Genomic DNA, 23154 nt, shown 5'->3' with positions numbered 1-23154 from the left:
AGTGTAAGCCTGTGGGCTGGGAGTCAGGAGGTCCCGAGGGCCTCGCGGATGAGGGCAAGCATCCGGGTCGATCCCTCGAGGGTTCCCATCAGCCGCGACTGGACGGCCATGTCCTGGACGCGCATCCGGTCGGTCATGAGCGGAATCAGCGAGGACGACACCCACTCGGGAGTGAACTTCGAATCGAGCACGATGACCGCGCCACCGGCGTTGACGGCGTCGGCCGCGTTGTAGCGCTGCTCGCCGTTTCCGACCGGGTACGGCACATACGCCGCCGGGATGCCAAGGGCGCTCAGTTCGGAAACCGTCGCGGCGCCGGCACGCGAGACTGCGAAGTCGGCAACCGCGAGAGCGAGGTCCATCCGGTCGCAGTACTGCGCCATCCGGTAGTGGCGGGTTCCGGGGTCGGTGAGTTCGGACTTGTCACCGATGATGTGCAGGATCTGGAAACCCGCGGCGATGATGGCGTCGCGGGAATCGTAGATCGTCTGGTTGACCTTGCGTGCACCGAGCGAGCCGCCGGTGACCAGGAGTGTCGGGCGGTCATCGGCGAGGTCGAAGACCTCCCTGCCTTCCTTCCTGGCAGCGTCACGGTCGAGCCGTTCGATCTCGCGGCGAAGCGGCATACCGACGAACCGGGAATTACGCAGCCTCGTGCCGTGGAAAGCGACACCGACAAACTTGGTGTATCTGGCGCCGAGGCGGTTGGCGAGGCCAGGCTTCGCGTTCGCCTCGTGGATGACGAGAGGGACCCCGGCCCGCTTGGCAGCGAGATAGGCCGGAGCTGAGGCGTAGCCGCCGAAGCCGACGACGACATCGATCTCGTGCGTCGAAAGCATGTCGACGACGCTCGATACGGCCTGCGAGAAACGCGCGGGGAATCGGGCAGCTGCCTTGTTCACGCGGCGGGGGAACGGGACCTTCTCGATGGTCAGCAACTCGTAACCGCGTTCAGGGACGAGCCTCGCCTCGAGGCCCTCCTTCGTTCCAAGCACGAGGATCTTCGCGTCGGGTTCACGCTCGGTAATGGCATCCGCAATCGCCAGGAGCGGGTTGACGTGACCGGCCGTTCCTCCGCCTGCGAGTAGGTAATTAGTCATCGTGTGTAGTGCTCCCCTGCCTGGGTGAATCGAGGTTTCGCCGCGTGCTCACGCGCAAATGACAGCACGATGCCGACGGCGCAGAGGGACGTCAGGAGTGCCGTCCCTCCCGCTGAGATGAAAGGAAGAGGGACGCCGAGGACGGGCAGCAGCCTGAGCACGACCCCGATGTTGACGAAGGCCTGACCGATGATCCAGACCAGGATCGCGCCCGTGGTGATCCGGACGAAGGGGTCGGAGCTCGCCCGGATCACTCGTACGAACGACACGGCAAGAAGGACGAACATGCCCAGGACGACGGTCGCGCCGATGAGACCGAGTTCCTCCCCGATGATGGCGAAAATGTAGTCGTTGGATGCTGCGGGCAGCCAGGAGTATTTCTCTCGCGAGTTTCCGAGCCCCAGCCCGAACACTCCCCCGTTTGCCAGCGCCCAGGTGCCGTGAAGCGGCTGCCAGCACAGGTTCTCGTAGTCAGCGCACTCCTCGTCGAGGAAAGTCAGGATGCGCGCCATCCGGTTGGGGCTGATAAGCGCCATGACGGTGAACAGTGCAATGCCCGCGAGCACGGGGACGAGCACATATCGGAGTTTGAGGTTCGCGAAGAACATCGCACCGATGACGATGCCAGCCATGATCACGACGGTTCCGAGGTCCTTACCCCCGAGCACGAGGCCGAGGGCAAGCGCCGACACAGGGACAACAGGGATGAGGGCGTGCTTCCAGTCGGAGAGCAGGTTGATCTTCTTGCCGAGGATGAACCCGAGCCACACCGCCAGCGCGAGCTTGAGTAACTCGGACGGCTGTCCGTTGATCGGGCCGATCGCGATCCAGTTGCGGTTTCCGCCCTCGGAGATGCCGAGGGGCGTGAAAACCAGGAGTTGGAGGATCAGCGCACCGAACAGGGCGAGCCAGGCCCACTTCTTCCAGAACCGCACGGGTATCCGCGAGATAACCAGCATGAGCGGGATGCCGATGAGCGCGTACGTCGCCTGCTTCCAGAAACCGCCGAAGAAGCCCTTGTTGTCGAGGAACGAATCGACAGACGAACTGGAGAGGACCATGACGAGCCCGACACCGACGAGGAAGACAGTGGTGCAGAGGACGAGGAGGTAGGTGCTGGATTCGGGGCGGATCTGCGCGCCCAGTCGAACCCGTGAGCTCCTGGCGCCGGTCTCTTCGCTACGCGGACGGTCGGTTGGTGGGGCGGTCATCAGCCTCACCTTCCCATCGCTGGCGTACAGCATCCGCAAACAGTCGTCCACGTTCCGCGTAATCGGCGAACTGGTCCATCGACGCCGCGGCAGGTGCGAGGAGCACCACATCACCCGCAACGGCGATTTCCGATGCCAGTTCGACGGCACGGGGCATGACATCTTCAGTGTTGTCTGCGTCCACCTCGAGCAGGGGGACGTGGGACGCGTGTCGCTCGAATGCAGCGAGAACCGCACTCCGGTCCTTGCCGATGATCACGGCTCCGCGGAGCCGGTCACTGTGCCGCGCGACGAGGTCGCTGATATCGACGCCCTTGAGCAGTCCACCAAGGATCCAGACGACCGACGGGTATGCGCCGAGAGAGGCGTCAGCCGCGTGCGGGTTGGTCGCCTTCGAGTCATTGACCCAGCTGATTTCGCCCCTGGTCAAAACCGGCTGGATCCGATGAGCGTCCAGGCGGAAGTCGGTGAGGGCCTCGCGAACCTGTGCTGGCGTCACGCCGAACGATCGGGCGAGAGCGCTCGCGGCGAGCACGTTCTGGACGATGTGCGGCGCAGCAAGTCCCGCGGCGGCGAGGTCATCCACGGTGGTGATCTCGAGCGCGGACGAGAACCGCTCCTCAAGGAAGGCCCTGTCAACGACGATGCCGTCGACGATGCCGAAATCACTCGGGCCGGGAACGCCGAGGCCGAAGCCGATGGCGCGCGCGCCCTCGGCTACCTCGGCATCGCGCACGAGCGCTTCGGTGCGGCCATCGGATTTGTTGTAGACGCAGGCAACCCTGGTGCGATCGTAGACGTGGCCCTTTGCCGCCACGTATGCCTCGAACGACCCGTGCCAGTCGATGTGGTCCATGGCGATGTTGAGGCACGCGCTCGAATACGGCGTGACGAAGTCCGGGCCGGCCTGGCCGCCCAGATAGTGCAACTGGTAGCTGGAGAGCTCAACGACGAAGACGTCGAAGCCCTGCGGGTCACGAACGGCGTCGAGCACAGGCACACCGATATTGCCGCACGGGGCCACCCTGAGGCCCGCTTGCGCCAGCATGGCGGCCGCGAGCTGGACCGTCGTGGTCTTGCCGTTTGTGCCGGTCACGAGCAGCCACTCGGCCGGCGTGCCGACCTTGTCCCTGACCCGCCAGGCGAGTTCGATATCGCCCCACACGGGAACGCCGCTGGCGTTGGCCCACTCGAGGAGCGGGTGGTCGGGGTGGAACCCGGGCGAGACGATGACGACCTCTGGACGGTGGTCCTCGAGTTCCGGCGGCACGACCGTGAGGTCGGCCTGAACGAGACGCGCACCGATCACATCGATGAGTCCCGCGCGTTCGTCCGGACCGGCGGGCGCGAGCACCAGCACGTCGGCACCGAGTTCGGCCAGGGTATCCGCCGCGGCGAACCCGGTCACACCGAGGCCGAGTACTGCGACGCGCAGCCCCGTCCAGTCGGCGTGCCAGCTCGTGAGTGTGTTCAGGCGATCAGTCATTGTCAGCGCAGAATCCATTCGAGGTAGAACGTTCCGACGCCGGCGGCGCAGAGCAGGCCGCCGACAATCCAGAACCGGACCACGACAGTCACCTCAGCCCACCCCTTGAGCTCGAAGTGGTGATGGATCGGACTCATCCGGAAGATCCGCTTGCCGTGGGTGATCTTGAAGTACGCCCGCTGGACGATCACTGACCCGGTTTCGATGACGAAGAGACCACCGATGAGGACGAGGAGCAGTTCGGTGCGGGTGAGGATTGCCAGCGCGGCGATCGCCCCTCCGAGCGCGAGTGATCCCGTGTCACCGAGGAAGATCTGTGCCGGCGATGTGTTCCACCAGAGGAAACCGATGAGCGATCCGCAGATGGCAGCGGCGACGATGGCGAGAGCCAGCGGATCCCGAACCTCGTAGCACTTGTACGCCACCTCGTCGGCGAGCGATGCACCGAAGCAGGACTGGTTGTACTGCCAGAAACCGATGATGACGTACGAACCGATGGCGAGGATCGATGCCCCAGTGGCCAGTCCGTCGAGGCCGTCGGTGACGTTCACGCCGTTCGATGTGGCGGTGACGATGAAGCTCGTCCACAGCAGATAGAGCACGACACCGATGACCGGTCCGAGAATCATCAGGTTGATCGGGAGATCGCGAGTGGCGGAGATGGCTGTCGATGCCGGGGTTACTCCCTCGGCGCTCGGGAAGTTGATGGCGAGGACGCCGAAGATGACCGCGACGATGACCTGGCCGAACACCTTGGCCCAGCCGCCGAGACCCAGGCTTCGCTGTTTGCGCGTCTTGGTGAAGTCATCGATGAAGCCGACGACACCGAGTCCGACCATCATGAACAGCACGAGGAGCGACGAGACGCTGATCGCATCACCGGTGATGATCATGGCGGTGAAGAAACCGAACAGGGTCGCAGCGATGATGACGATGCCACCCATCGTCGCTGTACCGCGCTTGGCGTGGTGCGACTTGGGACCGTCATCCCGGATGAACTGACCCCACTGGAGCTTGTGGAAGAGCTTGACGAACGCCGGAGTAAGAAAGAGCGAGAAGGCCATCGAGAGGGCGCCCGCCGTAAGAAGTGCTACCACGAGTACAGTGCTCCCAACCGGTCGCCGAGGAACCGCAGGCCGGCCGAGTTTGACGATTTCACGAGGACAGTATCTCCGGGGATGATCTCTGCAGCGAGGTAATCGTAAGCAGCATCCATATCGCCAAAGTACACGCTCTCACCGTCCCACGAGCCTTCATTGATGGCACTGATGTGCATCCGGCGCGCGTCAGGACCGACGACGACGAGCCGGGAGATGTTGAGCCTGACCAGTTGCAGCCCGATTCTGTCGTGCTCATCGCCGGCGAACTCGCCGAGTTCGCTCATCGCGCCGAGGACGGCGATCGTGCGCTTTCCTGGTTCTGAGATCTGCGCGAGAGTCTTGATCGCCGCGGACATCGAGTCAGGACTGGCGTTGTACGCGTCGTTGATGATCGTGACGTCATCCTTGCCGCCGAGAACCTCCATGCGCCAGCGTTCAGCTCGCGTCAGGGTCTCGAGTGCCGCGGCGCTCCGAACGAGCGGGACTCCGAGCGTCGACGCGACGGCGATAGCCGCGAGGGCATTCGACACGTGGTGCTCACCGAGAACGCGAAGTGTGATCCTGACCGGTGCCTCGCCGGGAACGTGCGCCGTGAAGCTCGTTCCCGTCCGGGTTCCGGCAACGTCGGTGGCCCGGATGGATGCGGTGTCCTCCTGCCCGAACCACACAACGCGAGCCCTGGTCTTTTCCGCCATTGACGCGACGCGGGAATCGTCGGCATTGAGGATCGCTACCGCGTTTTCGTCGAGGTCACTGACCATCTCGGTCTTCGCCCGAAGCGTCGACTCGATTCCGCCGAACCCGCCGGCGTGGGCAAGGCCGACCTTGAGAACCACCCCGATGTCGGGCTTTGCCATGGCGACGAGTTTCGCGATGTGCCCGATCCCGCTCGCCCCCATTTCGACGATGAGGTATCTCGTGGACTCACTGATCCTGAGCATCGTGGTCGGTGCTCCAACGGCGTTGTTGAAGGAGCGGATCGGCGCAACCGTCTCGCCCTCGGCCGAGAGGATGCGTTCGAGCATGTTCTTTGTGGTCGTCTTGCCGTTTGACCCCGTGATCCCGATCACCGTGAGTTCGCCAGCCGCGCGAACGCGCTCAACAACGAACCGAGCGAGTTCACCGAGCGCGACAACCGCATCCGAGACAACGATCTGGGCGATCGCGTCGGACACCGGGTGCTCGACAATGGCCAGGGCAGCACCGCGCTCGACGGCCGCACCCACGAAGAGGTGGCCGTCTGTGTCGTCACCGCGCTTGGCGACGAAGATCCCGCCTGGCACGATCTCGCGGGAGTCGGTTTCGACGGGCCCGTCGACTGTTGTGTCCGGGGCGGCGGGCGTCCCATCGAGGTGAAGGACGCCGGACAGCCGATCGGCGATCTCGGACAGGGTCAATCGAATCATAGGGAATTATCTTTCAGGCACACGAGAGCATTTGCTGGTGCCACAGGCGCGAGACTGGCTGTGGCCTCGCGCACGGGGGTTAGTAGTAGCCCGGGTAGTCGGCGCCGGGTGTTGTGGAGGGTGGGAGTCCGTACTTCTTGATCACCTGGAGGACGGCTTCCTTGAAAACGGGTGCTGCTGCCGCGGAAGAACGCTTGAAGAGCGGGTCTTTCAGGGTCACAGTAACGACGTATTCAGGGTCGTCGGCCGGTACGACGCCGGCCATGGATGAGTAGAACGTATCTTGAAGTATACCGCCGATGATTTGCTCGCCCGTTCCGGACTTCGCCGCAACGCGGTACCCGGGAATCTCAAGCTCCTCAGACCAGAACCCCTCGGTGACGACGGTCTCCATCATTCCGAGGGTTTGCAGGGCGGCCTCCTCGGAGATCACCCGTTCCGGCTTGGCTGGTTCCGGCACGTCGGTAACGGTGCCGTCGGGGTAGCTGCATCCTTCGACGAGCTGCAGCGGGAGCTTTTCGCCGAGGTTGCCGAGCGCCTGGTACGCACCGGCGAGCTCGATACCCGTGACGTCGACGCCCTGGCCGAACATGGTCGTGTAGTACGTCTGGTTGTCCCACTCCTGCCAGGGGTGAAGTGTTCCCTTCTGCTCCCCCGGGAAATCGATGCCGCTCTTGTGGCCGATGCCGAAAGCGTCGAGGTAGTTGTAACGCTTCTCCGGGCTGAGTTTCTCGCCCAACTGGCTCGTTCCCGTGTTCGACGACGTCTGAAGCACTCCGGCGAGAGTGAGCTGCTGCCGCTCGTGAGGAAGCGCGTCCTTGATGCTTGCCCCGTTGGACGGCTTGTACCGGTAGTCGGCGACGACCTGTGATGCCGGCGTTGCCAGGCCCGCGTCGATGAGCGAAGCGGCAGTGAGGGGCTTGAACACAGAACCAGGCTCGAACCGGTTCTGGAAGACCCGGGATCGGCGGTCGTCAGGTGCCGTCGCGGTGACATCGTTCGGGTCGAGAGAAGGCGCCTCGGCGATGGCACGGATCTTGCCGGTTTTTGCCTCTGTGACCGTGATGGTCCCCCACGCCGCCTGCTGCGCCTGGACCTGCGATGCCACGAGCTGCTGGAGATACCAGTTGAGGTCAGCGTCGAGCGTGAGCTTCAATTCGCCGCCCGGTTCCGGCTCCTTGGTGGTCGTCGTGGTGCCGGGCAGCGCAACGCCATCCTTGCTTCTCTGGTAGGCCTGCTGGCCGTTCACGCCCGTCAGGCAACTGTTCTTGGCGAGTTCGAGGCCGCCGAGACCGGCATTGTCACTTCCGACGTAGCCGACGACGCCACCGGCGACCGCGCCGTTCGGATAGGTCCTGCCGGCGGTCTGCTTCGGGTAGATCCACCAGATGCCCGACGATTTGAGCGAAAGCAGCTCCTGGTACGTGTCGTACTCGACACCCTTGATCAGGTAAGCGAAGTTGCTCGAGGCATCGGCGGCCAGCGCGCTGTCGACGATCTCGAGCAGTTCCTCAGCACTCTGGCCCGTGACAGCGCCGATCTCGCCCATCGCCTGTTCAACGGTGACGGTCGACGTCGTGCCGTCTTCCGAGGTTCGCTTGAACTCGTCAACGTCCTTGGGCGAGATGGTGACGTCGAAGAGGGTGACGCTCCCCGCGAGGGTCGTCCCGTTCGTGTCCACGATCGACCCACGAGGGGCGTAGATGGTTCCCTCGCTCGAGGTTTTGGCGAGAGAATCGCCGACGAGCTGGCTGGCGCGAACGACCTGGATGTCGATGAGCCTGACGACGAAGACGCCGACGATGGCGATCACGCAGACTATGGCTGCCGCCACCCTGCGTCGCGTCGAGAGCGAGTGTTTCACTGAGTTCGTCCTTCGCACCTATGCCCGGCGTCTAGTGGGTTTGAGGCGACGGGATCCCGTTATCCAACGATATGGGGGCCGCAGGCGCGTCAGGGTCTGCCACGCCAGCACCCGCTGGATCGACAACCTGGTCGGGAACTGTGACGAGAGGGAGGTCGGTAATGAGCGAGTTGGCGACGAGCGTCGATGCGCCGACCGGGACGCTGCTCTCCGCGGTGCCGGCGGCGGGAACCCCGACGATGCCGCCGTCGGAAAGCCGGAGGTAGGCGGGAGTGCCGCTGATGACCATGCCGAGAGCCTGAGCGTTGGCCGCGATGAACTGCGGGGAAGACACCTCGAGCAGGTCGTCGGTCACGGCCTGCTTCTGCCAGGTCAGCTGGGTCTGCTGCTTGGTGAGGGCGGAAATCTCGTAGGCGCCGTGGCTGAGTCCCACGCTCAGGAGCAACTGGGTGACGACGATTGCGAGCACGCCGGTGACGGCACCGACGGCGTACGCGATTTTCGGCCGAGCGCGGCGGGCGTCACTCGCGGGGACCGCGCGGAGAGGCCGGGTCGTCGGGATGCCGTGCGGAACGCCGGGGAGAGTCGCCGGAAACGTCGTCGCCAGGTTCGCACTCATGAGTTTTCCGCTTTCAGTCGTTCAGCTGCGCGCAAGCGGACGGGCGTCGCTCGCGGGTTCGATTCTTTTTCTGCTTCTGTCGCCATCTCGGTGCCGCGCACGAGCAGCCGAAAACGGGCGCTGTGCTCCGGCAGCTCGACCGGCAGGTCTGCGGGAGAGGTGGACGAGCTCGCTGCGGCGAGGTCGCGCTTCACAATCCGGTCTTCGAGGGACTGGTACGAGAGCACCACGATGCGTCCCCCGACGGCGAGCGTGCCGAGGGCCGCGGGAATCGCGCGCCTCAGGACGCTGAGTTCGGTGTTCACCTCGATGCGAAGTGCCTGGAACACGCGCTTGGCCGGGTGGCCGGCCCGCGAGAGTGCCGCCGGCGTTGCGTCCTGCAGCAACTGGACGAGCTGTCCCGAGCGGGTAATCGGTTCGACCTGCCGTGCTTCAACGATCTTGCGTGCGTACCGCCCCGCGAGCTTCTCTTCGCCGTAGTCTTCGAAAATCCTCCGGAGGTCACCCTCCCGGTATGTGGCAAGGATGGTCTCGGCGGTCAGGTCGCTCGTCGAGTCCATGCGCATGTCGAGCGGCGCGTCCTGGGAGTACGAGAAGCCGCGTTCGGTCCGGTCCAGCTGCAGCGAGGACACCCCGAGGTCGAACAGGATGCCGTTTGCCTCGGCGAAGCCAAGACCGTCGAGGGCTTCGGCGATTCCGTCGTAGACCGTGTGAACCGGGTGGAATCGGTCGCTGAAACGCTTGAGCCGCTCCTCGGCAATCGCGAGGGCTTCGAGGTCCCTGTCAAGCCCGACCAGCTGAAGCTCGGGGAAGCGTTCGAGGAATGCCTCGGCGTGGCCTCCCATACCGAGCGTGGCATCGACGAGGACGGCACCAGGCTGTGACACCGCAGGGCCGAGCAATTCGATGGTCCGCTCCAGCATGACCGGTGTGTGAATGTTGTTGAATTCCATAGCTTCTCCGGACTGCCCCTGAATCCTGATCCCCATCCATTCCGACCTGGCACCGGGGAAGTGTGCCAGGGCGAGCGAACGGCTGGGAGTCAGAGTTCAGGGACTAGAACAATCCAGGAATCACCTCCTCTGCGGTGTCGGCGAATGCAGCTTCCTGCTCTTCGAGGTACTTTTCCCAGGCCTCGGTGTCCCAGATTTCGGCGCGGCTTCCGGCGCCGATGACCGTGAGGTCACGCGAGAGACCCGCGTAGCTCCGGAGGGAGGCGGGAACCGTGATCCGGTTCTGCTTGTCCGGTGTCTCCGCGCTCGCTCCGGAGAGGAACACACGGAGGTAATCGCGGGCCTGCTTGCTCGTTACCGGTGCCTGGCGGATCTTGTCGTGCAGCGCTTCGAACTCACGGGTGCTGAACACGTACACGCAGTGCTCCTGGCCGCGGGTCATTACCACTCCCCCGGCGAGCTCGTCCCGGAACTTCGCAGGAAGGATGATGCGGCCCTTCTCGTCGAGTTTGGGGGCATACGTGCCAAGAAACATCGGCACATCCCCCTTCGTTCCGGCCAAGCATCAGGTTGGCTCCACTTTACTCCACTTTGCACCACATTTGTCGGAAATGGTGCTCTATTCGGGTTTTTTCTCGCAAACCGGCCTGAATTTGCAACGAACGCTGAGGTGGAGGGAAATGGAGTCAAATCCGGCGCTACGCCCGCATGATGAGCGCCACTGGCGAATGTCTTCCGCAGGGAACCGCGAATGACCGCAGGATGAGCGCGGGCGTCGGTGGAGGGTGGAGCGCAGTGGAGGACGCGGTGGAGCAGCGAAAATGGGCACGAAAAAAGGGCCGACCAGATGGTCGGCCCTTAGCGTGGGTGGGACTCTCGTCCGCTCAGGTGCAGGCTCTCAGCGCAGCCTGAGTTTTCGTCTCAGTACTCGTCTCAGTCAGTTTTCGTCCTGGCGCTTGTCCCAGCGATTGTTCATTCGATCCATGAACGATGCGGATGCCGCAGACTGTGAGCGTTTGCCCGATGCGGGGAACGCGGAGTGAGGCTCTGACCCGGCATCGCCCTTGCCTGGGGCGATAGCAAACATCACGCCGGCGAGCATGGCGGCGAATCCGATGATGCCGACGACGGGCTGCTGCAGGATCACGCCGGCGATGAGCGCTCCAGCACCGACGATCGTGATGACACAGCCGATCGCTATGTTGCGATAGCTCGGGCGGCCCTTACGGTTTCCGACGGTCGATACGAAATCAGCGTCGTTCCTGTAGAGGTTGCGCTCCATCTCATCGAGAAGCCGTTGCTCCTGTTCAGACAGTGGCATGATGTTCCCCTCCAACTTCGGGTGCGACGCAGGTTCATCCCTGTCGATTCTAGCCTTGCGCGGATGGCTAGGCTAGCTGTGTGAATGAAACCGCCAACCTGAACGACCTTGTCCAGTCTCGGATCGGTGAGTTCATTTCATCGCGGGAGTCAATTCTCGCCCAGGTCGGGTCAGGACTCGATCCCTTTGCCTCCTTTTCTAGGGAATTTCTCAGCGGTGGGAAGCGGTTCCGGGCCCGCTTTTGCTACTGGGGCTGGCAAAGCGTTGCGGATTCGTCCGACGGCGATGACAACGACGGTCGTGCGTCGGTTGCTGACGTGGTTTCGGCCGCGAGTGCGCTCGAGATTTTCCATGCCGCCGCGCTGATCCACGACGACATCATCGACAACTCCGACACCAGGAGGGGCGCGCCGAGCGCCCACCGTCGCTTCGAGCAACTGCACAGGGACGGTGCGTGGGCAGGGGACGGTGCAGAGTACGGTCGGGCGGCAGCGACGCTCCTCGGCGATTTGCTTCTCGGCTGGAGCGATGAACTCCTCGATGAAGCGCTGGATGGATGCTCGAGGCCCGTTGCCCGGAGTGCCAGGGCGGAGTTCAACAGGATGCGAACCGAGGTCACGGCAGGCCAGTACCTCGACATCCTCGAGGAACGTGCGTGGCGTTCTCACGACGACAGCTCGCAGCTGACCCGCGCACAGCAGGTCCTGATCTATAAGTCCGCGAAGTACAGCATCGAGAGCCCGCTCGCGCTCGGGGGCCTCCTCGCCGGAGCAACGCCAGCGCAGCTTTCATCGCTCAGGGCGTTTGGGTTGCCCCTCGGCGTCGCCTTCCAGCTCAGGGATGACCTGCTCGGCGTCTTTGGCGATGCCGCGGTGACGGGCAAGCCAAGCGGTGATGACCTGCGAGAGGGCAAGCGCACAGTTCTCATCGCGCGAACCCGCGCGTCGATCCCTGCACCAGCCAGGAACATCCTCGACGAATTGCTCGGCGACCCCGACCTCGACGATTCCCAGATCGCCTCGCTTCAGGCAACCATCCGCGAATCAGGAGCGGTCGAAGAGGTCGAAGCCATGATCGACAGTAATGTGGCTCGTGCCATCGCGGCACTCGACGCTGCGCCACTTTCGGCGACGGCGACCGGCCAGCTCCGTGAACTGGCGGATGCCGTTACCAGGCGCACCTACTGAACGAGCCGGCGCGCCGCAGGCAGGCTCAGGCCAGAGCCTGAGCCACTCGACGCACCTCGGCTTTGCGACCGGCGCGCAGTGCATCGATCGGAGCCGCCAGAAGGCTCTCTTCTTCCTCGAGGAGCCACCGCATGGCGTCGTCTTCGCGGAAGCCCGCGTCGGCCAAAACGAAGAGCGTTCCGCGAAGTTCGCTCAGCGGCTCGTTGTCGCGAAGAAAGTCGGCGGGGACGCTCAGCACTCCGTCGCGCTTGACGGCGAGCAACTGGCGTTCCTCGATCAGCTTACGGATGCGGCTCTGGGTCACCCCGAGCGCTTCGGCGAGGTCGGGAAGGGTCAGCCACTGTCGCTCAGGAAACATGTTCGTCACGGTATGAGTCTGCCACGTCGCGTCGATCGATCTCACCCCGGGCCAATGAGTTCACGGTTCACAGCCTTCACATGCGTCACGGTGATTGACTCCCGACACAGATGTATGGGACCGTATGAACCGGATGCCACACGAACGGGGGTCATTCCATGTCGTTGCCACCAGCGCCTCACCTGCTTTCCCAGAATCTGCCCACCATCGATGAGCCCGCTCACCCGGCACCAACCGAGCGCGCTGGTGATTCGCGCGCAGCTGGCCGCCGTCGTGCTCGCAATCTCACCCTGCCGCTCGTCCTGACCGGGTCGCTTGCCGCCAGCATGCAGATCGCCCTTCCCGCTGCCGCTCACTCGCCGATGTCGTCGCCGAAGCCCCGCTCGAGCGTCCCCGCTCCCACTCCCCCGAAAGCCGCACCGGCGCCTCTCGCCGTCCAGGCAGCGCCCGCCACGTACACGGTTGAGTCCGGCGACACCATTTCGGGCATCGCGTCGAAGTTCGGCCTGGCAACGGCATCCGTCCTCGCACTCAACGGCCTCGGCTGGTCGAGCATGATCTTTCCCGGCCAGACACTTCTCCTCACCGGCGCGACAGCGAGCCCGGACGCCGCCCAGCCCGCGCCAGCCCCTCCCGCCCAATCCTCATCGACCTACACCGTCGTCTCGGGCGACACGGTGTCCGGTATCGCTTCGGCACACGGCGTGAGCGTTGCCGCGGTGTTCGCTGCCAACGGTCTGAGCTCGGCCAGCATCATCTATCCCGGCCAGGACCTCGCCATTCCCGGCAGCACCCCAGCGCCGGCGGCACCGACCCCAGCGCCCGCCCCGCCCGCACCGGCTGCACCGGCTGCACCGACCGAAGCCGCCATCACGCCGATGACCGCCGAGATGCGGTCGAACGCCGCGATCATCGTGTCGACCGCCCGCTCGATCGGGGTGAGTGACCACGGAATCGTCATTGCGCTCGTCACTGCGGCGCAGGAATCGAGCCTCCGCAACGTTCAGCACGGCGACCGCGACTCGCTCGGCCTGTTCCAGCAGCGGCCGAGCATGGGCTGGGGCACCGCCGAGCAGGCTCTCGATCCCGTTCGCGCAACCAAGGCGTTCTTCGGGGGGCATGTGAACCCGAACCGCGGGCTCACGACAGGGCTCCTCGACATCGACGGGTGGCAGTCGCTCCCCATCAGCGCCGCCGCCCAGGCCGTGCAGAAGTCTGCCCACCCCGACGCATACGCGAAGTGGGAGACGTCGGCACGCAGCTGGCTCTCCGAGCTCGGTTGATCGCGCCAGCGGGGGCAATACTACGATCGGGTCACGAATTGCCCATGATTAGTGGGCCTTGCGGTGTTTTGTCAGCGCCACGGGCACGACCCTCCATAGACTTTCGTTCGTGACAACCAGCCAGCAAACCGACCCGATTATCGGCCGTCTCATCGACGACCGGTATGACGTGCGTTCGCGCATCGCCAGGGGCGGCATGGCGACTGTCTACCTCGCCACCGACCTGCGGCTGGAGCGCCGCGTTGCCATCAAGGTCATGCACGGTCACCTGGCCGACGACAGCAACTTCCGCAACCGCTTCGTGCAGGAAGCGCGGAGCGCGGCGAGGCTCGCGGACCCCCACGTGGTGAGTGTGTTCGACCAGGGTCAGGACTCGGACCTCGCGTACCTCGTCATGGAGTACCTGCCGGGGATCACCCTGAGGGAGCTGCTCCGCGACCACGGCAAGCTCACTCCGCGCCAGGTCATCGACATCATGGATGCCGTCACAAGCGGCCTTGCTGCTGCGCACCGCGCCGGCATCATCCACCGGGACGTGAAACCGGAGAATGTCCTCCTCGCCGACGACGGTCGCATCAAGATCAGCGACTTCGGGCTTGCCCGCGCAGCGAGTGCCAACACCGCGACCGGCCAGTCGCTGCTCGGGACAATCGCATACCTCTCCCCCGAACTCGTCACGCGAGGCATCGCCGACGCCAGAAGCGACATCTACGCACTCGGAATCATGATGTACGAAATGCTCACCGGCGAGCAGCCGTACAAGGGCGAACAGCCCATGCAGATCGCCTACCAGCACGCCAACGAGTCGGTGCCGAGGCCAAGCGCCGTGAACCCGGACGTGCCCGATGCTCTCGACGACCTCGTCCTGTGGGCAACGGAACGTTCCCCCGATCAGCGCCCGAGCGACGCCAGGGAAATGCTTGAGCGACTCCGCGAGGTAGAAAAGCAGCTCGGATTCGGTACCGCCGCAAGCACCCAGGCGACGATGGTGATGGCGACACCGCCCGCGAGCGACACCGCAGGCTTTACTCAGGTCCTGACATCACCCTCGATGCGCACCGATCCCGTTGATCCGGCCAACCCTGTGTCAACCCTCAGCGCTGTGACCGCGAAGAGGCGGACAAAGGGTTACTGGATCCTCGGACTCGTCCTCCTCCTCGCCGCGCTCTCCGGCGGCACCGGCTGGTACTTCGCCGCGGGCCCCGGCTCGCACGTCTCGGTGCCATCGGTCGTCAACGAAAGCCCGGAAGACGCAACCCGGATCCTCACCGACCTGGGCCTCACGGTCACGCAGGGCGAGGAATACAGTTTCGACGTGCCCGCCGGTCTCGTGTCGAGCACCGACCCCGGTGACGGCGCCCTCGTCGACAAGGGCTCGAGCGTCACGGTCAACGTGTCGCTGGGCCGCGCGCCCGTTACTGTTCCTGCCCTCGCCGGAATGCCCCTGGCCGATGCCGAAGCGTTCCTCACCGACAACCGCCTCACCCTGGGAAGCATCGACCAGCAATTCAACGACGACGTGCCCGATGGCGTCGTTCTCGCTGCGACGGATGCCGCGTCAGGAGCCGATGTGTCCGGCGGCGGCGAGATTCTCCAGGGTGAGACGATCAACCTCGCCGTCTCACTCGGCGGGATCCCTTCGGTTGGCGGCATGAGCCCGGACGAAGCGAGGAGCGCCCTCACCGCACGCGGACTCGTCGTCTCCGACAAGAGCAGGGAAGAATTCAGCGACGACGTCGCCAAGGGCGTCGTCATCAGGGCTGAGCTTCCCGAAGGCATCATCCGTGCCACGGACACGGTTACCCTCGTCGTGTCGAAGGGCGAAGACCTCGTCACCGTTCCCGACGTCGTCGGGAAGGTCCTCGCCGAGGCAAAGGCCGAACTCGAGGACCTTGGATTCACGGTCAAGGTCATCAGCGACGTGGCCGAGACGAACTGGGGATTCCCGCTCGTCACCGTCGACCAGTCGGATCCCGCCGGCGGAACGGCGATCAAGCGCGGGGCGACGGTCACGCTGACCTCGTACCTCTTCGAAGCGCCCTAACCGGCGGCGCGGTGAACGCGCCAGTCGGTATGCACGAAACCCGTACGCACGAAACCCCCTGGCCGCTGGCCGGGGGGTTTCGTGTTGGGGCGTGCTGAAACTACTTCGCGAGCTCTTCGGCGACGAGGAAGGCGAGCTCGAGGGACTGCATGTGGTTGAGCCTCGGGTCGCAGAGCGACTCGTACCGTGTCGCCAGCGCCGCTTCGTCGAGCTGCTCAGAACCGCCGAGGCACTCGGTGACATCGTCGCCCGTGAGTTCGACGTGGATTCCGCCGGGGTGAGTCCCCGCCTGGCGGTGTGCCTCGAAGAATCCCTTCACCTCGTCAACGACGTCGTCGAACCGACGCGTCTTGTACCCGTTCGGCGTGGTGATTCCGTTGCCGTGCATCGGATCGGTGACCCACAGCGGGTTGGCATCCGTCGCCTTGATCGCCTCGAGCAGCGGAGGAAGAGCGTCACGGATCTTGCCAGCGCCCATCCGCGTGATGAACGTCAGGCGACCGGGCTCACGATTCGGGTCGAGCTTGTCGATGAGCTTCTGCATGGTCTCAGGAGTCGTCGTCGGGCCGAGCTTGACCCCGATCGGGTTGCGAACCCGCGAGAGGAAGTCGACGTGCGCCCCGTCGAGGTCACGCGTGCGCTCCCCGATCCAGAGGAAGTGGGATGAGGTGTTGTACGGCGTCCCCGTGCGGGAGTCGATCCGGGTCATGGGGCGCTCGTAGTCCATGAGCAGGCCCTCGTGGCCCGTGTAGAACTCGACGCGCTTGAGCTCGTCGAAGTCGGCGCCGGCGGCTTCCATGAACCTGATGGCCTTGTCGATGTCATGAGCGAGCTGTTCGTAGCGGTGGTTCGCCGGGTTGGACGCGAAGCCCTTGTTCCAGCTGTGCACCTCACGAAGGTCGGCGAACCCGCCCTGCGTGAACGCACGAATGAGGTTGAGGGTCGACGCCGCCGTGTGGTATCCCTCGACGAGCCTGGCCGGGTCTGCACGGCGGGATTCGGGCGTGAAGTCGTAGCCATTGACGATATCGCCACGGTAGGCGGGAAGAGTCACGTCGCCGCGGGTCTCGGTGTCGCTCGAACGCGGCTTCGCGAACTGGCCGGCCATGCGGCCCATCTTGATGACGGGCATTGACGCGCCGTACGTGAGAACGACGGCCATCTGCAGGATCGTCTTCACCCGGTTGCGGATCTGGTCGGCCGTTGCTCCGGCGAAGGTCTCGGCGCAGTCACCACCCTGAAGGAGGAAAGCATCACCGGATGCCGCGCGAGCGAGCCGCTCGCGGAGGATGTCCACTTCACCGGCAAATACGAGCGGGGGGAACGAGGCGATCTGCGCTGACGCGCGCGCAACGGCATCCGCGTCTGGCCACGACGGCTGTTGCTTGATCGGCAGTTCACGCCAATAGTCCAGACCGGAAATCACAGAGTCATCTGCCACTACCACCGGATCGATTGGATCTGCCACGGAACGTCCTGTTCTGAATGAGGAATGCCCGTTTCGAATGCGAACGGGCCAAGTTCCAGACTAGCGCGATTCGATTGCGCCCTTGTCCTTCACGCTCGTTGCATACACGTCGACGTACTCCTGCAGGCTGAGGCGCTGCAGCTCGTACATCAGCTCGTCGGTGATGGAACGAAGGATGAACCTGTCGCCCTCCATGCCCTCGAACCGGCTGAAGTCGAGCGGCTTGCCGATGATGATACCGATGCGACGGATGCGCGGAAGCGTGGTTCCGATGGGCATCATCTTCTCGGTGTCGATCATGGCGACGGGGATGATGGGCACCCCGGCTTCAAGGACCATGCGGGCAACGCCTGTGCGGCCGCGATACATCTTTCCGTTGGGGCTGCGGGTTCCCTCCGGGTAGATGCCCAGGAGGTCGCCTCCCCCGAGAATCCGGAGCCCTGTGTTGAGGGATGCCTCTGAGGCTTTGCCGCCTGACCTGTCGATCGGCAGCATTCCCGTCGCCGTCATGAACATCCGGGTCGCCCAGCCCTTGGGGCCCTTGCCCGTGAAGTATTCACTCTTCGCGAGAAACGAGATCCGGCGATCGAGATAGAGCGGGAGGAAGACGGAATCGATCACCGAGAGGTGATTGGAAGCGAGGATGGCTCCCCCGGTCTTCGGCACGTTCTCCTGCCCGATCACCCACGGGCGAAAGATGGATTTCAGGATGGGGCCAGCCACCATGTGCTTCATGAACCAGTAGAACATCGTCGTCCCAGTATCCTCTACAGCTCGATCGGTGCCGTGCGCCTTGCGGCGACACGCGCAAGATCGGCTGCTCCGACAACACCGGCGTTGTTGACGAGCTCGGCGATCCTGAACTCGGGCTCAGGGTGGTATCCCCTCGCGGGAAGGTGCTCGAGGTACGACGCACGGATGGGCTCGAGAAGCAGGTCTCCGGCCTGGGCCACCCCGCCGCCGATGACGAACAGCTGCGGGTCGAGAACCGCCCCGAGGCTCGCGCACCCCTGCCCGAGCCAGGTGCCGAGCTGTCGGAGCGCCGCGATGGCACCGCCGTCGCCTGCGACGATCAGCTCAGAGATGTCGTGCCCGGTGAGCGTGCCGGCCTCGGCACGCCGGTCGGCGAGGATCTGCCCGATTCCACCGGCGTCGGCGAGTTCGTTGGCGAAGCGGAGAAGCGCCCGACCTGAACCGTATTGCTCCAGGCAACCGTGCTGGCCGCATCCGCACGGATAACCGTCGGGGATGAGCCGCATGTGTCCAAGCTCTGCGCCGGCGCCGAAGCCCCCGCGGAAGAGCCTGTCATCGGTCACGATGGCTCCGCCGACCCCCGTGCCGATAGTCAGCATCACCATGTCGCTGAACAGGCGGCCGGCCCCGTACCGGAATTCGGCCCAGCCCGCGGCGTTCGCATCGTTGTCGATGACGATCGGGAGGTCGAGCCGCGCCGAGAGGCGAGCCTGGAACGGCTCGTTGCGCCAGCTGATGTTTGGCGCGTAGTACACGGTGGACTGAGCAGCGTCGATGAAGCCGGCGGCGGCGACGCCGACTCCGTCGATATTCCTGCCGGCCGCGAGAACGCTCACCATCGCGACAACGGCATCCTCGATCAATTCCGTGGTCGCAGGCGTCGGCACACGCGTTTCGCCCACGATCTCACCGTCTTCATCGACGAGCGCACCGGCGATCTTCGTTCCACCGATATCGATACCGATTGCGTGCACGCGGAAGCCTCCAGTAGGGATGGGGTCGAGACCCGACAAAAGCGACAAGGGCAGACCGCGTCGGTACGTCCATGTTAACGATTCGGCCCAACCGCCGCCATCTGACCGGCGCTGGGGGCCCCACACCCCTAGAGTAGACGTACCCTGCCCCTCTAGGTACCGAAGGAGATACCTTGGAACAGTTCGATGTACCAGCAGTTGTCGCCGCCGACCCGAACGCGAACACAACGGATCTGCTGGTCGAGCGCGTGAAGCTTACGCCGACAGCCCCCCTCTTTGCCCTCCCCGTCAATGGCGGGTGGAAAGACGTCAGCGGAGAAGAATTCCTCCGGCAGGTCGTCGCCCTTGCCAAAGGCCTCGTCGCCGCAGGAATCGAGCCTGGCGACAAGATCGGGCTCATGTGTAAGACGAGTTACGAGTGGACCCTCATCGACTTCGCCACCTGGTTCACCGGCGCCATCCTGGTGCCGATTTACGAGACGAGCTCGCCAAGTCAGGTCCAGTGGAACATGGAGGACTCAGGGGCAATCGCCGTCATCGTGGAGACCGCTGACAACTTCGCGCGCTTCGATGAGGTCCACGCAGACCTTCCCCTGGTGCGGAACGTCTGGCAGATCGCGCTCGGCGACCTCGGCAAACTCGCTGCGTCAGGCACCGACGTCACCGACGCTGAAATCGAGCGACGCCGCTCGCTCGCCGTCGGCTCCGACATCGCGACCTTGATCTACACGTCGGGGTCGACAGGCAAGCCCAAGGGCTGTGTCATTACCCATTCCAACTTCGTCGAACTCTCCCGAAACTCCGCGGTCGCACTGCACGAAGTGGTCGATGGAAAGAACGGGTCGTCGACGCTCCTCTTCATCACGCTCGCTCACATCTTCGCTCGCTTCATTTCGGTGCTGAACGTGCACGCCGGTGTGAAGACCGGCCACCAGCCAGACACCAAGCAGCTGCTCCCCTCGCTTGGATCCTTCAAGCCGACCTATCTGCTCGCGGTTCCGCGGGTCTTCGAGAAGGTGTACAACTCGGCCGAGCAGAAGGCTGAAGCGGGCGGCAAGGGCAAAATCTTCCGTGCCGCGGCCGACGTCGCCGTCGACTACTCGAAAGCGCAGCAGGCCGGAAAGGTCCCGTTCGCCCTCAAGGTGAAGTATCTCGTCTTCGACAAGCTCGTCTTCAACAAACTGCGCACCGCTATGGGCGGCAATGTTGAGTATGCGGTATCAGGCTCAGCACCGCTTGGCTCTCGCCTCGGTCACTTCTTCCACAGCCTCGGAATCGAAATCCTCGAGGGCTACGGGCTGACCGAGACCACCGCGCCCGCGACAGTCGGCAGGCCGGGCAAGACCCCCATCGGTACCGTCGGACCGCCGATGCCCGGCGTGTCCATCCGTACACTCGACGACGGTGAGATCGAGGTCAAGGGCCTCAACGTCTTCAAGGAGTACTGGAAGAACCCCGAGGCGACAGCTGAGGCCTTCAATGACGGCTGGTTCCGCACCGGAGACCTTGGCTCGTTCGACGCGGACGGCAACCTCACCATCACCGGACGCAAGAAAGAGATCATCGTTACCGCCGCGGGCAAGAACGTCGCACCCGCTGCCCTCGAGGACCCGATCAGGTCCAACCCGGTCGTCGGCCAGGTGGTCGTCGTCGGCGACCAGCGGCCGTTCATCTCGGCGCTCATCACTCTTGACTCGGAGATGATCGGGACCTGGCTCGGCAACAACGGTGAGGATGCCGGTCTCTCCCTCGCTCACGCCGCGAAGAACCCCGCGGTGCTGGCTGAGATCCAGCGCGCCATCGACCTCGCGAACACGCGAGTCTCTCGCGCCGAATCGATCAGGAAGTTCGTTGTGCTCGCAAGCGAGTTCACCGAGGCGAGCGGCCACCTGACACCGAAACTGAGCATCAAGCGCCACGTGATCCTCAAGGATTTTGCCGGCGACATCGACGGAATCTACGCGAACGCACCGACGCAGGGCATGTCGCTCAAGTAGCTGCCGGCCGACGGCGCTCCTCGGGAGAACGAGAACACCCGTTCCGGACAATCCGGAACGGGTGTTCTGCGTTCCATGCAACCGGGCTCAGCCGCGAGCAGGCTGAACGACGCTGGGAGAGCGGGTTAGAACCAGCTGCTCTCCCTGACCTCTTTCATGGCGGCCCGCCGGTGTTCCTTGCCGAGCCGGTCAAGGTAGAGCATGCCGTCGAGGTGATCGGTCTCGTGCTGGAGCGCCTGCGCGAGCACCCCGGTCCCTGACACCTCTACCTCGTTGCCATCGAGGTCAATTCCTGTCACCCGTGCGAACGGGTACCTGGGCGTCGGATACCACAGGCCGGGTACCGAAAGGCATCCCTCGTCGACAAGTTCGACCTCTCCCCGCGTCTCGACGAGCACAGGGTTGATGATGTACCCGATGTCACCGTCGACGTTGTAGCTGAATGCCCTCAGGTTGACGCCGATCTGGCTTGCAGCCACACCCGCTCGCCCCGGAGGCCGCACGCTGTCGAGCAGGTCTTCGACGAGGCTCCGTGCCCTGTCATCGATCACGTCGATGGGCTCGGAAGGGGTTTTGAGGACGGGGTCTCCGAAGAGCCGGATCTGTCGTTCTGTCACTGGGGCCTTTCACTCTGGGTTGAACGGGAAATGATGGGTCGCGTGGTGGGCATTCCTTCGACCACGAGTGCTGCGAGCGTGCGTGCAGCATGCCTCGTCACGGGTTTGAGGTCCTTGAAGGAGATCGCCGAACCCGCCGCGAGCTGGGGGTCATACGGAATCCGGACGATCTCGCGCACTCTCGACTTGAAGTGGCTCTCGATCTCGCCGAGGTTGACCATGTGGGAGCCCTGGGTTGCGGTGTTCAGCGCCACTATGGCGTTCGACACGAGACTCTCGAAGCCGTTCTGTTCGAGCCAGCTGAGGGTTTCCGACGCGAGCCGCGCCTCATCGACGCTCGATCCGGAAACGATGACGATGGCATCCGCCCGCCGCAGTGTTGCCGACATGACCGAGTGCACGATGCCTGTACCGCAGTCGGTCAGTACGAGCGAGTAGTACCGCGAGGCAAGGTCGGCGACGGTGTCGTAGTCGTCGGCGTTGAATGCGTCGGACAGGTGCGGATCCGTGTCGGATGCGAGGACGTCGAGGCGGGTCTCGTCGCGGGCGACCATCGTCGAGAACTCGGTGTAGCCCCTGATCGCATCAGCCTCGCGCACCACGTCCCTCACCGTGCGATCGGTGTGCTGGGCGATCCGCTCGGCCAGGGTTCCCCTGTCGGGGTTGGCGTCGATGGCGATGATCCTGTCGTCGCGGGCGTCCGCGAGGGCCATCCCGAGCAGCGCGGTGACCGTCGTTTTACCGACCCCGCCCTTCCTGGTCAGCACGGGGACGAACCTGGCTTCCCCGACAAAGCGTTTGCGGATGCGTTCGTCAAGTTCCTTGCGAGCGGTTGCCTTGGCAGAGTCGCCGAGGTGAACGCGCTTGCCCGTCGCATCGAACAGGAGTTTCTGCCAGAAACCATCCGGTGGGGTCCTCGACCCGCGCGCGCCGTCGAGCAGTCGTTCGCTCGTCAGGAGCGCAGCGGTCTCGGGAGCACCCGGTCCGAAGCGTCTGGCGCGTACCGGCTCCTCGTTGGCGATCGGTGTCGTTACCGGGACCGCGACCGAACTCGTCTCGACGTCACCTGACTCGAGTGAGTCGGGCTGCACCGCAACGTCGTCGATGGCGACGGCCTGTTCGTCTTCCGGGATGTCGTGGATCGGCGCAGCGGGCAGTTGCACGGATACCGTCGCTCGCGGTGATGCATCGATGTCGATCGACGCGGTGTTAATCGAGGCGGTGTCGATCGAAGCCGCGTCGATCGAGCTGTTGCCGGGTGAGGCGGAGTCAAACGACTCCGCCTCACCCTCGGCGGGAGACAACGCTGGTCCGGTGGCAGCATCCGAGACGGACCTGCGACCGGAGTGGCGAGCGTTCCCTCCTGTGGCTTGAGTGGGTGCCATGGGAGCTACCCCCTTCGTTCGGGTTCAG

20 protein-coding genes are annotated in these 23154 nt (G+C 64.4%); 4 read left to right on the top strand and 16 right to left on the bottom strand.

Annotation, left to right across the window (positions count from 1 at the left end; genetic code table 11):
* Positions 1 to 23: 23 nt before the first annotated feature.
* The 10 genes from AC1C2N_RS10160 to AC1C2N_RS10115 form a co-directional block, all read right to left on the bottom strand.
* On the bottom strand, positions 24 to 1100 hold the full coding sequence (locus tag AC1C2N_RS10160; RefSeq protein WP_483404014.1) for a UDP-N-acetylglucosamine--N-acetylmuramyl-(pentapeptide) pyrophosphoryl-undecaprenol N-acetylglucosamine transferase: 1077 nt from the start codon (positions 1098 to 1100) through the stop codon (positions 24 to 26).
* Positions 1097 to 2311: a putative lipid II flippase FtsW gene (gene ftsW / locus AC1C2N_RS10155; RefSeq protein ID WP_495433904.1), complete on the bottom strand. Its 1215-nt coding sequence runs from the start codon at positions 2309 to 2311 to the stop codon at positions 1097 to 1099. Before ftsW ends, AC1C2N_RS10160 begins: the two co-directional genes overlap by 4 nt.
* Entirely contained in the window at positions 2280 to 3797 is a 1518-nt protein-coding gene (gene murD, locus AC1C2N_RS10150) for a UDP-N-acetylmuramoyl-L-alanine--D-glutamate ligase (protein ID WP_495433903.1), read from the bottom strand. Before murD ends, ftsW begins: the two co-directional genes overlap by 32 nt.
* Positions 3798 to 3799: 2 nt before the next feature.
* On the bottom strand, positions 3800 to 4894 hold the full coding sequence (gene mraY / locus AC1C2N_RS10145) for a phospho-N-acetylmuramoyl-pentapeptide-transferase (protein ID WP_483404011.1): 1095 nt from the start codon (positions 4892 to 4894) through the stop codon (positions 3800 to 3802).
* Complete coding sequence (locus AC1C2N_RS10140) at positions 4888 to 6303, bottom strand: UDP-N-acetylmuramoyl-tripeptide--D-alanyl-D-alanine ligase (RefSeq protein WP_495433902.1); 1416 nt, start codon at positions 6301 to 6303, stop codon at positions 4888 to 4890. Before AC1C2N_RS10140 ends, mraY begins: the two co-directional genes overlap by 7 nt.
* A gap of 79 nt (positions 6304 to 6382) precedes the next feature.
* On the bottom strand, positions 6383 to 8167 hold the full coding sequence (locus AC1C2N_RS10135; protein ID WP_495433901.1) for a peptidoglycan D,D-transpeptidase FtsI family protein: 1785 nt from the start codon (positions 8165 to 8167) through the stop codon (positions 6383 to 6385).
* Positions 8168 to 8198: 31 nt separating this feature from the next.
* Positions 8199 to 8786, bottom strand: a complete 588-nt coding sequence (gene ftsL, locus AC1C2N_RS10130; RefSeq protein WP_483404008.1) for a cell division protein FtsL — start codon at positions 8784 to 8786, stop codon at positions 8199 to 8201.
* Complete coding sequence (gene rsmH, locus AC1C2N_RS10125; protein ID WP_495433900.1) at positions 8783 to 9739, bottom strand: 16S rRNA (cytosine(1402)-N(4))-methyltransferase RsmH; 957 nt, start codon at positions 9737 to 9739, stop codon at positions 8783 to 8785. The genes ftsL and rsmH overlap by 4 nt, the downstream gene beginning before the upstream one ends.
* A 103-nt stretch (positions 9740 to 9842) precedes the next feature.
* A complete protein-coding gene (mraZ, locus tag AC1C2N_RS10120; RefSeq protein ID WP_108393140.1) occupies positions 9843 to 10274 on the bottom strand; it encodes a division/cell wall cluster transcriptional repressor MraZ in 432 nt (143 codons plus the stop codon).
* 402 nt (positions 10275 to 10676) lie between these two features.
* Positions 10677 to 11060 carry an SCO2097 family morphological protein gene (locus AC1C2N_RS10115; RefSeq protein WP_495433899.1) on the bottom strand — a complete coding sequence of 128 codons (384 nt, stop codon included), beginning with the start codon at positions 11058 to 11060 and terminating at the stop codon, positions 10677 to 10679.
* A gap of 80 nt (positions 11061 to 11140) precedes the next feature.
* Here AC1C2N_RS10115 and AC1C2N_RS10110 point away from each other — a divergent pair, with 80 nt between their 5' ends.
* Positions 11141 to 12247, top strand: coding sequence for a polyprenyl synthetase family protein (locus AC1C2N_RS10110; RefSeq protein WP_495433898.1), 1107 nt, complete (start codon positions 11141 to 11143; stop codon positions 12245 to 12247).
* Positions 12248 to 12272: 25 nt separating this feature from the next.
* Here the strand turns inward: AC1C2N_RS10110 and AC1C2N_RS10105 are convergent, their stop codons facing one another.
* Positions 12273 to 12605, bottom strand: a complete 333-nt coding sequence (locus AC1C2N_RS10105) for an Rv2175c family DNA-binding protein (RefSeq protein WP_495434220.1) — start codon at positions 12603 to 12605, stop codon at positions 12273 to 12275.
* A gap of 158 nt (positions 12606 to 12763) precedes the next feature.
* Between AC1C2N_RS10105 and AC1C2N_RS10100 the strand changes: the two genes are divergently transcribed.
* The gene (locus AC1C2N_RS10100) at positions 12764 to 13888 is read left to right on the top strand and encodes a LysM peptidoglycan-binding domain-containing protein (protein ID WP_495433897.1); all 1125 of its coding nucleotides are present in this window, start codon (positions 12764 to 12766) and stop codon (positions 13886 to 13888) included.
* Between the two features lie 109 nt (positions 13889 to 13997).
* Positions 13998 to 15932 carry a Stk1 family PASTA domain-containing Ser/Thr kinase gene (pknB, locus tag AC1C2N_RS10095; RefSeq protein WP_495433896.1) on the top strand — a complete coding sequence of 645 codons (1935 nt, stop codon included), beginning with the start codon at positions 13998 to 14000 and terminating at the stop codon, positions 15930 to 15932.
* Positions 15933 to 16032: 100 nt separating this feature from the next.
* Here the strand turns inward: pknB and AC1C2N_RS10090 are convergent, their stop codons facing one another.
* The 3 genes from AC1C2N_RS10090 to AC1C2N_RS10080 are packed head-to-tail and all read right to left on the bottom strand — an operon-like array spanning position 16033 to position 19127.
* A complete protein-coding gene (locus AC1C2N_RS10090; RefSeq protein WP_495433895.1) occupies positions 16033 to 17400 on the bottom strand; it encodes a class II 3-deoxy-7-phosphoheptulonate synthase in 1368 nt (455 codons plus the stop codon).
* Between the two features lie 60 nt (positions 17401 to 17460).
* Entirely contained in the window at positions 17461 to 18150 is a 690-nt protein-coding gene (locus AC1C2N_RS10085; protein WP_108390864.1) for a lysophospholipid acyltransferase family protein, read from the bottom strand.
* Positions 18151 to 18167: 17 nt separating this feature from the next.
* Positions 18168 to 19127: an ROK family glucokinase gene (locus tag AC1C2N_RS10080; protein ID WP_495433894.1), complete on the bottom strand. Its 960-nt coding sequence runs from the start codon at positions 19125 to 19127 to the stop codon at positions 18168 to 18170.
* A gap of 173 nt (positions 19128 to 19300) precedes the next feature.
* On the opposite strand from AC1C2N_RS10080, the gene AC1C2N_RS10075 reads away from it, so the two are divergent.
* Positions 19301 to 21124 (top strand): AMP-dependent synthetase/ligase, encoded by a 1824-nt coding sequence (locus tag AC1C2N_RS10075; RefSeq protein WP_495433893.1) that lies wholly within the window; start codon positions 19301 to 19303, stop codon positions 21122 to 21124.
* Positions 21125 to 21249: 125 nt separating this feature from the next.
* Here the strand turns inward: AC1C2N_RS10075 and def are convergent, their stop codons facing one another.
* Positions 21250 to 21741 (bottom strand): peptide deformylase, encoded by a 492-nt coding sequence (gene def, locus AC1C2N_RS10070; protein WP_495433892.1) that lies wholly within the window; start codon positions 21739 to 21741, stop codon positions 21250 to 21252.
* The gene (locus tag AC1C2N_RS10065) at positions 21738 to 23126 is read right to left on the bottom strand and encodes a MinD/ParA family ATP-binding protein (protein WP_495433891.1); all 1389 of its coding nucleotides are present in this window, start codon (positions 23124 to 23126) and stop codon (positions 21738 to 21740) included. Before AC1C2N_RS10065 ends, def begins: the two co-directional genes overlap by 4 nt.
* Between the last annotated feature and the right edge of the window lie 28 nt (positions 23127 to 23154).

It is taken from the genome of Mycetocola sp. Y791, assembly GCF_059445325.1.
The sequence above is the reverse complement of the archived record's forward strand: the minus strand, read 5'-3'. Positions and strand labels throughout refer to the sequence as shown.

Excerpts from the sequence above, each read along its gene's own strand:
- AC1C2N_RS10160 (WP_483404014.1), bottom strand. The coding sequence starts at position 1,100 with ATGACTAATTACCTACTCGCAGGCGGAGGAACGGCCGGTCACGTCAAC.
- AC1C2N_RS10105 (WP_495434220.1), bottom strand. The coding sequence starts at position 12,605 with ATGTTTCCTGAGCGACAGTGGCTGACCCTTCCCGACCTCGCCGAAGCG.
- AC1C2N_RS10140 (WP_495433902.1), bottom strand. The coding sequence starts at position 6,303 with ATGATTCGATTGACCCTGTCCGAGATCGCCGATCGGCTGTCCGGCGTC.
- AC1C2N_RS10065 (WP_495433891.1), bottom strand. The coding sequence starts at position 23,126 with ATGGCACCCACTCAAGCCACAGGAGGGAACGCTCGCCACTCCGGTCGC.
- murD (WP_495433903.1), bottom strand. The coding sequence starts at position 3,797 with ATGACTGATCGCCTGAACACACTCACGAGCTGGCACGCCGACTGGACG.
- mraZ (WP_108393140.1), bottom strand. The coding sequence starts at position 10,274 with ATGTTTCTTGGCACGTATGCCCCCAAACTCGACGAGAAGGGCCGCATC.
- AC1C2N_RS10085 (WP_108390864.1), bottom strand. The coding sequence starts at position 18,150 with ATGTTCTACTGGTTCATGAAGCACATGGTGGCTGGCCCCATCCTGAAA.
- ftsL (WP_483404008.1), bottom strand. The coding sequence starts at position 8,786 with ATGAGTGCGAACCTGGCGACGACGTTTCCGGCGACTCTCCCCGGCGTT.
- AC1C2N_RS10100 (WP_495433897.1), top strand. The coding sequence starts at position 12,764 with ATGTCGTTGCCACCAGCGCCTCACCTGCTTTCCCAGAATCTGCCCACC.
- AC1C2N_RS10115 (WP_495433899.1), bottom strand. The coding sequence starts at position 11,060 with ATGCCACTGTCTGAACAGGAGCAACGGCTTCTCGATGAGATGGAGCGC.
- rsmH (WP_495433900.1), bottom strand. The coding sequence starts at position 9,739 with ATGGAATTCAACAACATTCACACACCGGTCATGCTGGAGCGGACCATC.
- ftsW (WP_495433904.1), bottom strand. The coding sequence starts at position 2,311 with ATGACCGCCCCACCAACCGACCGTCCGCGTAGCGAAGAGACCGGCGCC.